Below are 12,139 nucleotides of genomic sequence, written 5' to 3'. Positions count from 1 at the left end.
TGGGCATTCGCATGGGTTTGGCAAGCGGCGCCGGCTAAAGCACCGCCCCGATGCGCCAGGGCACGAATTCCGCATCGCCATAGCCGAAGATCTCGGACTTGCTGCGCTCGCCCGAGGCGGTGTCGAGGATCTTGTGATAGATCTCCTCGCCCATCTCCTGCAGCGAGACCGCGCCTTCGGCGACCTTGCCGCAGTCGATGTCCATGTCGCCGCGCATCGCCCGCCACAGCGCCGTGTTCGAGGCGAGCTTCAGCGACGGCACCGGATGGGCGCCGAAGCAGGATCCCCGCCCGGTGGTGAAGGCGATGACATTGGCGCCCGCCGCCACCTGCCCGGTGGCCGCGACCGGATCATAGCCGGGGCTGTCCATGTAGACCAGGCCGGGGCCGCGGATCGGCTCGGCATAGCCATGCACGGCCGACAGCGGCGCCAGCCCGGCCTTGGCCACCGCGCCCAGCGATTTCTCCAGGATGGTGGTGATGCCGCCGCGCTTGTTGCCGGGGCTGGGATTGTTGTCCAGGCTGGCGCCGTTGGCACGGGTGTAGCCTTCCCACCAGCGGATCATCTTCCGCAGGCGCTGGCCGTCCGCGGCGCTGGCGCGGGCGATCAGCAGGTGCTCGGCGCCATAGATCTCGGGCGTTTCCGACAGGATCGAGGTGCCGCCCGCCGCGACCAGCAGGTCCGAGGCGACGCCAAGCGCCGGATTGGCGGTGATGCCGGAAAATCCGTCCGAGCCGCCGCATTGCATCCCCAGCGTCAGCCCGGAAACCGGCAGGGTCCGGCGGCGGTCGGCATCGGCGCGGGCGGCGATGGGGGCAAGCCGCTCCAGCGCGCGGCGCACCGCCTCGGCCGAGCCGCCCACCTCCTGGATGTTGAAGCTGGCATGGCGCTCGCGCGTCTCGTCGTCGCGCCGGTAGAGGGTCAGCTGGTTGACCTCGCATCCCAGGCCGACCAGCAGCACGCCGCCGAAATTCGGATGGTCGCGATAGCCCCTGAGCACGCGCACCAGCAGAGCGAAGCCCTCGCCCGCCGTGGCGATGCCGCAGCCCTGGTCGTGGACGATGGGCACGAAGCCGTCCAGGTTGGGGAATTGCGGCAGAAGCCGGGCATTCGCCTCGCGCGCGATGGCGTTGCAGACGGTGGACGAGCAGTTGACCGAGGCGATGATGCCGATGAAGTTGCGCGTCCCGACCCGGCCGTCGCGGCGCGAAAACCCCTGGAAGCTGCGCCTGGCGGGGGACGCGGGCAGCCGTCCGGCCTGGCCGGCGGCGGCCCGGCCCGGCGCGGCCATCCCGGCGTTCTGGACATGCACATGCTGGCCGGGCGCGATGGCGGCGGTGGCCTCGCCCATGACCTGCCCGTATTTGATGATCGGATCGCCCGGCGCATGCGGACGCAGCGCGAACTTGTGCCCAGCGGGAACCGGTTCGGCAAGCAGGACGCCCAGCCGGGTTTCGCCCGGCTCCAGCGCTTGCAGGGCGATGCCGACGCTGTCGCCCGGGGAAAGCAGCAGGGCGGCGGGACGATCAGCCACGGAATGGTCAGGCATGGAACGGTCAGCCATGGGCAAGGCTCTCGGCCGCGGCCCGCGCCCCCTGCTGGGTCAGCGCCGCCAGCGCCTTGGTCAGCTCGGCGGCAAAGCCGGCATCGTCGCGCAGGGCGGGCGGAAACACCTCGGCCAGGGCCAGGAAGCCGCGCACCGTCCCGGCCGGGTCGCCGGTCCACAGCGCCGCCAGGCGCGGGGCAAGCGGGTCCCGGACCTCGATCGGCAGCCCCTGCTCGTCCCGGCCCGAGACGTAGCGCATCCAGGCCGCGACGGCCAGGGTCAGACCCGGCACCGCCCGCCCGGCCGCGCGGGATTCGGCGATGGTGCCCAGGATGCGCTGCGGCAGCTTCTGGCTGCCATCCATGGCGATCTGCCAGGTCCGGTGCCGGATCGCCGGATTGGCATAGCGGGCGGCCAGGGCATCGGCATAATCCGCCAGATCCTCGCCCGGGGGCGGGGTCAGCGCCGGAATGATCTCGTCGCGCCACAGCCGGCGCGCGAAACCGGCAAGGACCGGATCGGCCATGCTGTCCGCAATCGTCTGGTGCCCCGCCAGATAGCCCAGATAGGCCAGGCTGGAATGGGTGCCGTTCAGCATCCGCAGCTTCATGTGCTCATAGGGCGTCACGTCGGCGACCAGCTGCGCGCCCGCCGTCTCGAAGGCCGGGCGGGGGCCGCGGAAACGGTCCTCGATCACCCATTGCCGGAAGGGTTCGTGCATCACCGGCGCCTCGTCGCGATAGCCGGCGGCGGCCTCCAGCCGGTCCAGGTCGGCGGGCGTGGTGGCGGGCACGATGCGGTCCACCATGGTCGAGGGGAAGGCCGCCTCGGCGGCAATCCAGTCCGCCAGCGCGGGGTCGATCAGCCCGGCCAGTTCCAACACCACGCCGCGCAGGACGCGGCCGTTTTCCGGCAGGTTGTCGCAGCTGAGCACCGTGAAGGGCGGCAGCCCCGCCGCCCGGCGCAGGGCCAGGGCGCGGACCAGGAAGCCCGGCGCGGATTGCGGCAGGGGGTTTGCCAGGTCATGCAGGATGCGGGGATGGTCGCGGTTCAGCCGGCCGGTGGCGGGTTCGTGGCAATAGCCCTTTTCCGTCACCGTCAGGCTGACGACATGCGTGCCCGGTGCGGCCATGGCGTCCAGCACCGCCTGCGGATCCTCGGGCGCGACCAGCACGTCGCGCAGCACCGTCACCACCTGCGGCCTTTCCCCCTGGGGCGCCAGTTCCAGCGCGGTATAGGCCCAGCCCTGCGGGCGCAGCCGGTCGCGCGTGTCCGGCGATTGCAGCGAGACGCCGACGATGCCCCAGCCGCCCGCCTCGGCCACATAGATCGCGCCATGGGCGCGAAAGAACGCGCCCAGGCCCAGATGGACGATGCCCGCCGGCGCCGCGGTCGGGGCGCGATGCAGCCTATCGTGCAAGCCAGCCTCCATCGACATTCAGCACCGCGCCGTTGATGTAGTCCGAGGCCGGCGCGGCCAGGAACACCGCGGTCTGGCCGATATCCTCGGGCCGGCCCCAGCGCCCGGCCGGAATGCGCTCGAGGATCGCGGCCGAGCGGTCGGGGTCGCTTCGCAGCGCCTCGGTGTTGTTGGTCTCGATATAGCCCGGAGCGACGGCGTTGACGTTCAGCCCCCGCGCCGCCCATTCATTCGCCATCAGCTTGGTCAGCCCGGCGACGCCATGCTTGCTGGCGGTATAGCTCGGCACCCGGATGCCGCCCTGAAAGGACAGCAGCGAGGCGATGTTGACGATCTTGCCCCGCCCGCGCGGCAGGGCGGCGCGGGCAAAGGCCTGGCAGGTGAAGAACAGCGCCTTCAGGTTCACGTCGATCACCGCGTCCCAGTCGGCCTCGGTGAAATCCTCCGCATCGGCGCGGCGGATGATGCCGGCATTGTTCACCAGGATGTCGATGCGCTCGGAGGCAAAGACATCGCGCGCCGCCAGCGGGTCGCTGAAATCCAGCCGCATCTGCCGCCCGTGCCCCATCAGCGCCAGCGTCTCGTCGCAGTCGCGGCGGCCGGCGGCGATGACCTCGGCCCCGGCTTGGGCCATGGCGACGGCGATGGCCTGCCCGATGCCGGTATTGGCGCCCGTCACCAGCGCCACCTGTCCTTGCAGGGAAAACGGGTTCAACGCAGGTCCTCCGGCTGGACGAAATCCATGTCGGTATAATCCACGTTGTCGCCGGCCATCGCCCAGATGAAGGTATAGCCGCCGATGCCGGCGCCGGAATGGATCGACCAGGGCGGCGAGATCACCGCCTGTTCGTTGGCGACGAAGATGTGCCGCGTCTCCTGCGGCTCGCCCATCAGGTGCAGCACCCGGGCCTGCGGCTCCATGCCGTGATAAAGATAGGCCTCCATCCGCCGGTCGTGGACATGGGCGGGCATGGTGTTCCAGACCGAGCCGTCCTCGAGCGTGGTATAGCCCAGCACCAGCTGGCAGCTTTCCATCACCAGCGGGTGGATGAACTGCCGGATGGTGCGCTTGTTCGAGGTCTCGACCGCCCCGGTGGTCACCTGTTTCGCGTCGGCCACGGTGATCAGGCGGCTGGGCAGGGCGCGATGCGCCGGGCAGGAGGTGATGTAGAACCGCCCCTCTCCTCCGAAGGTCACCGGACCCGAGCCCATGCCCAGGTAGAGCACGTCGCCCTGCCCCATCCGCCAGGTTTCGCCCGCGGCCGAGACATGGCCCGGCCCGCCGATATTGACGATACCCATCTCGCGCCGCTCCAGGAAGGTCGCGGTCCGGGTCTCGGCCACCTGGTCCAGCACCAGCTCGGCGCCGCCGGGCACTGCGCCGCCGACCACGAAGCGGTCGTAATGCGTATAGACCAGCCGGATCTGGCCGTCCCGGAACATGCCTTTCGCCAGGAAATGCCGGCGCAGGGTTTCGGTATCCATGGTCTTCGCATGGTCCGGGTGAACCGCCTGACGGGTTTCGACATGGGTCACGGTATGTCCTTTCACAGAAAATCGTCGCGGCGCGGGGTGAAGCTGTCGATCAGTTCGCCGGCTTCCAGGCAGGTGCAGCCATGCACCGCGCCCGAGGGGATGACGAAGGCGTCGCCCGGCCCGACCTCGAATTCGCGGCCGTCCAGGGTGAAGCGATAGCGCCCCGACCGGACATAGGTCGATTGCACATGCGGGTGGCTGTGCGGCGCGCCCCGGTCGCCCGCCGCGAAGGCGAAGCGGACAACCATCAGCTCGGGCGCATGGGCCAGCACGGTGCGGACCGGATCGCCCATCACTGCCCCCGGAACAGCGCCGGCAGCCACAGCGACAGCGCCGGCACATAGGTCACCAGCAAGAGCACCACCAGCCCCGCGGCGTAGAAGGGCCAGACGCTGCGCATCGCCTCCCAGATCGAGATGCGGGCCACGGCGGCGGCGACGAACTGCACCGGCCCCAGCGGCGGCGTGTTCAGCCCGATGCCCAGGTTCAGGATCATGATGACGCCGAAATGCACCGGATCGACGCCGAAGGCGCTGACCACCGGCAGGAAGATCGGCGTGGTGATGATGATCAGCGGGCTCATGTCCATGAAGGTGCCCAGCACCAGCAGAACGATGTTGATCATCAGCAGGATCACGAAGGGATTGTCCGAGACCGACTGCATCCAGTGAAGCGAGATCTGCGCCACGTGCAGATAGGCCATCAGCCAGCCGAAGGCCCCGGCCATGCCGATGATCAGCAGCACCATGGCCGTGGTGCGCACCGCCTGCTGCGTGGCATGGACGAAATCGCGCCAGGACATGCTGCGATAGACCAGCACCGTCACCAGCAGCGCGTAAAGCACCGCGATGCACGAGCTTTCGGTGGCGGTGAAGATGCCCGACCGCACGCCGCCGAAAATGATGGCGATCAGCAGCATCCCCGGCAGCGATTCCAGCAGGAAGCGGAACACCTTGGCAAGGCCGGGGAAGGGCTCGGTCGGATAGCCGCGGCGCACGGCGACGATCCAGGCGGTGAAGGACAGCGCCAGCGCCAGCAGCAGCCCCGGAACGATCCCGGCGGTGAACAGGTCGGCGATCGAGATCCGCCCGCCGCCCGAGATCGAATAGATGATCATGTTGTGGCTGGGCGGCAGCATCAGCGCGATCAGCGCCGCCATCGAGGTCACGTTGACCGCGTAATCCGCGCCATAGCCGCGGTCCTTCATCTGCGGGATCATGATGCCGCCGACCGCCGCCGCCTCGGCCACGGCCGAACCCGAGATGCCGCCGAACAGCGTCGAGGCGGCGATGTTCACCTGCCCCAGCCCGCCGCGGACATGGCCGATCAGCGACCCGGCGAAGCGCACGATCCGCGCGGCGATCCCGCCCCGGACCATCAGGTCGCCGGCGAAGATGAAGAACGGAATCGCCATCAGCGTGAAGACCGAGATCCCCGCCGACAGGCGCTGGAACACCACCAGCGGCGGCAGGCCCAGCCAGACCACCGTCGCCAGGCTCGAGATGCCCAGGCAGAAGGCGATGGGCGTGCCGATCAGCATGAGCAGGGTGAAGACACCGAAAAGGATCGTGTATTCCATGATGTTGCCCCGCCCCCGTTACGCTTCGGTCATCAGGATGTCTTCGGCGTCCGGCTGGGCCTCGACCATGCGGCCGGTCAGCCGCTTCAGCAGATGCTCCAGCACGAACAGCGTCATCAGCAGGCCGCCGGCGAACAGCGGCATGTAGCCGAAACCGCCCGGCAGCCCGATCACCGGCAGCGTGGTGCCCCAGGTCTTGGCCATCAGCTGCCAGCCATAGACCGCCATGCCGATGCCGAAGCACAGCACCGACAGGTCCGACAGGCCCTTCAGCCAGGTTCCGGCGCTGTCGGGCAGGAAGAACAGCAGCACGTCGAAGCCCATGTGAAAGCTTTCGTGCACCCCGACCGCCGAGCCCAGAAAGATGAACCAGCTCATCAGCAGGATGGCCACCGGCTCGACCCAGAGCAGGCTGTCGTTCATCACGTAGCGCATGAAGACCTGGGCGAAGACGATCAGCGTCATCAGGACCAGCCCCGCTCCCGCCAGCCACAGGCTGGCCCGGCTGAGAAAGCCGTTCAGGCGCGACAATGCAGCGATGCCGGCTTGCATGGCATCCCCTCCTTGTTCTTTGAAAGAAAGGGCCCGCGGCCGGATGGCGCGGGCCGCGATGTCACCGGGTTGTCACTGGGTTTCCTGGATGCGCTTGACCAGGTCCCTGGCTTCGGGGGTGGTCACGTATTTCTCGTAGACCGGGGCCATCGCCTCGATGAAGGCGGTCTTGTCCACGTCCTTGACCACCTCGGCGCCGGCGGCCACGACCTTCTCCTCGCTGGCCTTTTCCTGTTCGGCCCACAGCTTGCGCTGCAGGATGGCCGAGTTCCGGGCCGCCGTCCGCATGATCTCCTGATCCTCGGGGGACAGCGTTTCCCAGCGGGTCTTGGACACGGCGACCAGTTCCGGCACCATCAGGTGCTGGTCCAGGGTGAAGTATTTCGCCACCTCGGCATGGCCCGAGCTGTCATAGCTGGGAAAGTTGTTCTCGGCCCCGTCGATCACCCCGGTCTGGATCGAGGAATAGACCTCGCCATAGGGCATCGGCGTGGCATTGGCGCCAAGCGCCGACATCATGTCCACGAAGACGTCGTTCTGCATGACGCGGAACTTCAGCCCCTTCAGGTCCTCGACGGTGCGGATCGGCTTCTTCGCGTTGTAGAAATTGCGCGCGCCCCCGTCGTAATAGGCCAGCGGGACCAGGCCATGCTCCTCGAACTGGCGGGCGATCTCCTCGCCGATCGGGCCGTCCAGGACCTTGTGCAGGTGCTCCTCGGAGCGATACAGATAGGGCAGCGAGGTGGTCTGCGTCACCGGCACGATGTCGTTGAACGACCCGAACGAGGCGCGCACCATGTCGATGACGCCGAACTGGGTCTGCTCGATGGTGTCCTTTTCCTCGCCCAGCTGGGACGAGGGGAAGACCTCGATGCAGATGCGGCCGCCGGTCTTTTCCTTGACCTCGGCCGCCATGGCCTTGACGCCCTCGACGGTCGGATAGCCGTCCGGATGCGTGTCCGACGAACGCAAGGTGATCTCGCATTCCGCGCTGGCGGCGCCGGCCAACGCCGCCGTGACAAGAAAGGCGGCAAGCGTGGTATTGAGCAGTTTCATGTCATCCTCCCCGATGAACGGTCAAAGTCGATAGGCCCTCTTGGCGAGGCCATAGGTCAGTTCATGCGCCAGTCTCGGCGCCTCGTCGCGGTCCAGCCGGCCGGTGGCGATCAGCGTGGCCAGGAACGCGCAATCCACCCGGCGGGCCACGTCATGCCGGGCCGGGATCGAGCAGAAGGCGCGGGTGTCGTCGTTGAAGCCGACGGTGTTGCAGAACCCGGCCGTCTCGGTGGTCATCTCGCGAAAGCGGCGCATGCCCTCGGGGCTGTCGTGGAACCACCAGGGCGGACCAAGGCGCAGGCAGGGATAGGCCCCCGCCAGCGGCGCCAGCTCGCGCGCATAGCTGCTTTCGTCCAGCGTGAATAGGATCACCGTCAGCTCGGGGCGCATGCCCACCGCGTTCAGCAGCGGCCGCAGCGCGGCGACGTAATCGGTGCGGCCGGGAATGTCGAAGCCCTTGTCGCGGCCGAACATCGCCATCACCGGATCGGAATGGTTGCGCCGTGCGCCGGGATGGATCTGCAGCACCAGCCCGTCCTCAAGGCTCATGCGCGCCATTTCGGTCAGCATGTGACCGCGGAAGGCGTCGGCCTCGGCCGCCGTGCACGCGCCGCGCAGCGCCTTCTGGAACAGCGCCGCCGCCTCGGCCTGCGGCAGGTCCTCGGTCCGGGCGCTGGCATGGCCGTGATCGGACGAGGTCGCGCCGAATTCCTTGAAATAGGCCCGCCGCGCCCGGTGCGCGTCCAGGTAGCCGGCCCAGGTCGCGGTGTCGAAGCCGGTCTGCTGGCCCATCAGCGCGACATTCCCGGCAAAGCCCGGCATCTCGGGGTCGATCACCCCGTCCGGGCGATAGGCCGTCACCACCCTGCCCTGCCAGCCCGAGTCCCGGATCGCCCGGTGCCAGCGCAGATCGTCCGTCGCCGCCTCGGTGGTGGCGAGCACCTCGATGCCGAAGCGTTCGTACAGCGCCCGCGGCCGGAAGTCCGGCCGCGCCAGGCAGTCCGAGATATGGTCGTAATACCAATCCGCGGTTTCCGCCGACAGCCGCCGGTCGATGCCGAAGACATGCTGGAAGGAATGGTCCAGCCACAGCCGCGACGGCGTGCCGGCGAACAGGTGGTAATGGCCGGCGAACAGCCGCCAGATCCTGCGGCCGTCGGTCTCGGTCGGGCCGCCATCGACCCGCGGCACGCCAAGATCGGTCAGCGCCACCCCCTGCGAGGCGAGCATGCGAAACACGTAATGGTCGGGCGTCACGAACAGCTGCGCCGGATCGGGAAAGGCGCGGTTCTCGGCGAACCAGCGCGGATCGGTATGGCCGTGCGGGCTGACGATCGGCAGGTCGCGGACATCCTCGTAAAGCGCCCGCGCCAGGTCGCGCAGCGCCGGCTCGGGCGGGAACAACCGATCCTCGTCCAGCAGCGGCATCTGCAACTCTCCTCCCGAATCGCCTTGCGGTTCCTCTAGTCATCTAATATGCTAGTCTGGCAACACCGTCAACGCCATGGTTTCGCCGATGCCGACAGATGCCGCCGCCCTGCCCATCCTGGACGACCTGCGCCCGCGCACGGTCACCGACCAGGTCTATGAGGCGCTTTACCAACGGGTCATCAACCTGACGCTGCCCCCCGGCGCCCGGCTGTCCGAGGCCGAGGTCGCCGCGCAGATGGGCGTCTCGCGCCAGCCGGTGCGCGATGCGTTCTTCCGGCTGTCGCAACTGGGCTTCATCCAGATCCGCCCGCAACGCGCCACGGTGGTGACGCAGATCTCGGCCGAGGCGATCCGCCAGGCGCATTTCATCCGCCTGGCGCTGGAAACCGCCTGCCTGCGCGAGGCGGTGCGGCTGCTGACGCCGCAGGACCACGACGCGCTGGAGGAGCTGATCCGGCGCCAGGACGCCGCCATCCGCGCCGACGACCGCAGTGGCTTCCATGCGCTGGACGACCAGTTTCATCACGACATCTGCGCAGCCTCGGGGCTGGAATTCGTCTGGACCCTGGTCAAGGACAACAAGGGCCACATGGACCGCGCCCGCTACCTGTCGCTGTCCTATAACGCCCAGAACGCGATGGAGGAGCACAAGGTCATCCTGACCGCCCTGCGCGAACGGGACGAGGAGAAGGCGGTCGCCGCCATCGGCCTGCACCTGTCGCGCATCCACGAGACGCTGGCGCGGCTGCGCGCCGAACAGCCCGAGATGCTGGGCCTGTAATTCCGTTTCCCCGGAGGAGTGAATGCGACATACTTGGCGCTGGTTCGGACCCAAGGATCGGGTCTCGGTCGAGGATATGCTGCAGGCGGGGGTTCAGGGCGTGGTCACCGCCCTGCACCACGTCCCGACCGGAACCGTCTGGACGCCCGGGGAAATCGCCCGCCGGCAGGCCGAACTGGCGGCGATGGCCGACGGCGCGCCCTCGGGCCTGGCATGGGAGGTGGTGGAAAGCCTGCCGGTCAGCGAGGCGATCAAGACCCAGACCGGCGACTGGCGGGCGCATGTCGAGAACTGGATCGCCTCGATGCGCAACCTGCGCGACGCGGGGATCGAGGTGATCTGCTACAACTTCATGCCGGTGCTGGACTGGACCCGCACCGACCTGGCCTGGCGGCGGCCGAACGGCGCGCGCTGCATGCGTTTCGACTTCATCGATTTCGCCGCCTTCGACATCCATATCCTGCAGCGCAAGGGCGCGGCCGAGGATTTCCCCGAGGAGATCCGCGACGAGGCCGCCCGCCGCTTCGCCGCAATGGACGAGGCCCGGCGCGAGCAGCTGGCCGGCAACGTGGTCTTCGGCCTGCCCGGCGCGGCCGAGCATTTCACCCTGGACGACGTGCGGGCGCTGCTGGAACGCTATGCCCCGGTGACGGACGCGGTGCTGCGCCGGCATTTCCACGACTTCCTGGAACAGGTCGCCCCGGTCGCGCAGCAGATCGGGATGCGGCTCTGCTGCCATCCCGACGATCCGCCCTTTCCGCTGCTGGGCCTGCCGCGGGTGATGTCCACCGAGGCCGATTACGCCGAGCGCATGGCCGCCGTGGACCTGCCGGCGAACGGCATCACGCTTTGCTCGGGTTCGCTGGGGGCGCGACCGGACAACGACCTGCCGGGCATGATGGAGCGGCTGGGCGACCGGGTGCATTTCCTGCATCTGCGCAATGTGCGCCGCGACAGCGACGCGATCCGCGGCTCGTTCTTCGAGGACGAGCATCTGGGCGGCCAGACCGACATGGTGGCGCTGGTCGCCGCGGTGCTGCGCGAGGAAGCCCGCCGCCGCGAGGCCGGCCGCGCCGATTGGAACATCCCCATGCGCCCCGATCACGGCCAGGACATCCTGGACGATATCGGCCGCGGCGGGCAGCCCGGCTATCCCGCCATCGGCCGGCTCAAGGGGCTGGCCGAGCTGCGCGGCGTGGAACGGGCGCTGAGCCACGGGGCGCGGGCATGAGCGCGCCGCTGATCCTTTGCATCGGCGAAGCCATGGTCGAGCTGTCGCAGGCCGGCGGCGGCCTGTGGCGGATGGGCATTGCCGGCGACACGCTGAACATGGCCTGGTATCTGCGCCGCTGCCTTGGCCCGGACTGGCGGGTCGGCTATTTCAGCCGCGTCGGCACCGGCGAATATTCCCGGCAGATGCTGGACTTCCTGGCCGCCGAGGGCATCGGCACCGACCATGTCGCCCGCGACCCCGAGCGCGAGATCGGCCTTTATGCCATCTCGCTCAGCGATGGCGAGCGCAGTTTCAGCTATTGGCGCGACAATTCGGCGGCGCGGCGGCTGGCCGACGATCCGGGACGGCTGGATGCGGCGCTGGCCGGCTGTCGCATCGCCTGCCTGTCCGGGATCACCCTGGCGATCCTGCCCGAGGCCGGGCGCCGGGCTTTGCTGGAGGCGCTGCGCGCGGCGCGGACGGCGGGCACGCAGGTGGTGTTCGATCCGAACCTGCGGCCGCGGCTTTGGGCCGATGCCGCCGAGATGCGCGGCTGGATCGAGGCCGCGGCAAGCTGCACCGACCTGCTGCTGCCCAGCCTCGATGACGAGATCGCGCATTTCGGCGATGCCGATGCCCGGGCGACCGCCGCGCGCTATCTGCGGCTGGGCGCCGGCCGGGTGGTGGTCAAGAACGGCGGCGGCCCGGTGCTGCTGGCCGACGCGCAGGGCAGCCGGCTGGTCGAGGGCCTGCCCCGCGTCGCCCCGGTGGACAGCACCGCCGCCGGCGACAGCTTCAACGCCGCCTTCCTGGCGGCCGGCCTGCGCGGCGCCGATCCGGTCACGGCGATCCGCGCCGCGCATGACTTCAGCCTGCAGGTTGTGTCGCATCCGGGCGCCCTGGTGCGCGAGGCCGCATTCCGCATCCCGCCCTGCGGCTAGCTGTTCAGTCCCGGCATCTGTTGGATCGGGTTTAGGATGAATCTGTCGGGCTCTGATGTCCAGATCTTGCAGATGCATTCGTAT

At 68.8% G+C, this 12,139-nt stretch carries 12 protein-coding genes; 3 read left to right on the top strand and 9 right to left on the bottom strand.

Annotated elements, in window-relative coordinates; translation table 11 throughout:
- Positions 1 to 34 precede the first annotated feature (34 nt).
- From I9P22_RS11460 to uxaC, 9 genes are all read right to left on the bottom strand, one after another.
- Positions 35 to 1,549 carry a UxaA family hydrolase gene (locus I9P22_RS11460; protein WP_199259611.1) on the bottom strand — a complete coding sequence of 505 codons (1,515 nt, stop codon included), beginning with the start codon at positions 1,547 to 1,549 and terminating at the stop codon, positions 35 to 37.
- 7 nt (positions 1,550 to 1,556) lie between these two features.
- On the bottom strand, positions 1,557 to 2,954 hold the full coding sequence (locus I9P22_RS11455) for a mannitol dehydrogenase family protein (protein WP_456299610.1): 1,398 nt from the start codon (positions 2,952 to 2,954) through the stop codon (positions 1,557 to 1,559).
- A gap of 1 nt (position 2,955) precedes the next feature.
- Complete coding sequence (gene kduD / locus I9P22_RS11450; protein WP_199259610.1) at positions 2,956 to 3,681, bottom strand: 2-dehydro-3-deoxy-D-gluconate 5-dehydrogenase KduD; 726 nt, start codon at positions 3,679 to 3,681, stop codon at positions 2,956 to 2,958.
- Complete coding sequence (gene kduI / locus I9P22_RS11445) at positions 3,678 to 4,502, bottom strand: 5-dehydro-4-deoxy-D-glucuronate isomerase (protein WP_199259609.1); 825 nt, start codon at positions 4,500 to 4,502, stop codon at positions 3,678 to 3,680. The genes kduD and kduI overlap by 4 nt, the downstream gene beginning before the upstream one ends.
- 11 nt (positions 4,503 to 4,513) lie before the next feature.
- Positions 4,514 to 4,795, bottom strand: a complete 282-nt coding sequence (locus tag I9P22_RS11440) for a cupin domain-containing protein (protein WP_199259608.1) — start codon at positions 4,793 to 4,795, stop codon at positions 4,514 to 4,516.
- Positions 4,795 to 6,081 carry a TRAP transporter large permease gene (locus I9P22_RS11435; RefSeq protein WP_199259607.1) on the bottom strand — a complete coding sequence of 429 codons (1,287 nt, stop codon included), beginning with the start codon at positions 6,079 to 6,081 and terminating at the stop codon, positions 4,795 to 4,797. The genes I9P22_RS11440 and I9P22_RS11435 overlap by 1 nt, the downstream gene beginning before the upstream one ends.
- Positions 6,082 to 6,099: 18 nt before the next feature.
- Positions 6,100 to 6,633: a TRAP transporter small permease gene (locus tag I9P22_RS11430; RefSeq protein ID WP_199259606.1), complete on the bottom strand. Its 534-nt coding sequence runs from the start codon at positions 6,631 to 6,633 to the stop codon at positions 6,100 to 6,102.
- Positions 6,634 to 6,705: 72 nt separating this feature from the next.
- The gene (locus tag I9P22_RS11425) at positions 6,706 to 7,689 is read right to left on the bottom strand and encodes a TRAP transporter substrate-binding protein (RefSeq protein WP_199259605.1); all 984 of its coding nucleotides are present in this window, start codon (positions 7,687 to 7,689) and stop codon (positions 6,706 to 6,708) included.
- A gap of 21 nt (positions 7,690 to 7,710) precedes the next feature.
- Entirely contained in the window at positions 7,711 to 9,117 is a 1,407-nt protein-coding gene (gene uxaC / locus I9P22_RS11420) for a glucuronate isomerase (RefSeq protein WP_199259604.1), read from the bottom strand.
- A gap of 88 nt (positions 9,118 to 9,205) precedes the next feature.
- Between uxaC and I9P22_RS11415 the strand changes: the two genes are divergently transcribed.
- The 3 genes from I9P22_RS11415 to I9P22_RS11405 are packed head-to-tail and all read left to right on the top strand — an operon-like array spanning position 9,206 to position 12,055.
- Positions 9,206 to 9,901: a GntR family transcriptional regulator gene (locus tag I9P22_RS11415; protein ID WP_199259603.1), complete on the top strand. Its 696-nt coding sequence runs from the start codon at positions 9,206 to 9,208 to the stop codon at positions 9,899 to 9,901.
- Between the two features lie 22 nt (positions 9,902 to 9,923).
- Positions 9,924 to 11,132 (top strand): mannonate dehydratase, encoded by a 1,209-nt coding sequence (gene uxuA, locus I9P22_RS11410; RefSeq protein ID WP_199259602.1) that lies wholly within the window; start codon positions 9,924 to 9,926, stop codon positions 11,130 to 11,132.
- The gene (locus I9P22_RS11405) at positions 11,129 to 12,055 is read left to right on the top strand and encodes a sugar kinase (protein ID WP_199259601.1); all 927 of its coding nucleotides are present in this window, start codon (positions 11,129 to 11,131) and stop codon (positions 12,053 to 12,055) included. The genes uxuA and I9P22_RS11405 overlap by 4 nt, the downstream gene beginning before the upstream one ends.
- The last annotated feature ends 84 nt before the right edge of the window (positions 12,056 to 12,139 follow it).

The organism is Paracoccus binzhouensis (assembly GCF_016446475.1).
Classification (GTDB): domain Bacteria; phylum Pseudomonadota; class Alphaproteobacteria; order Rhodobacterales; family Rhodobacteraceae; genus Paracoccus; species Paracoccus binzhouensis.
The sequence above is the reverse complement of the archived record's forward strand: the minus strand, read 5'-3'. Positions and strand labels throughout refer to the sequence as shown.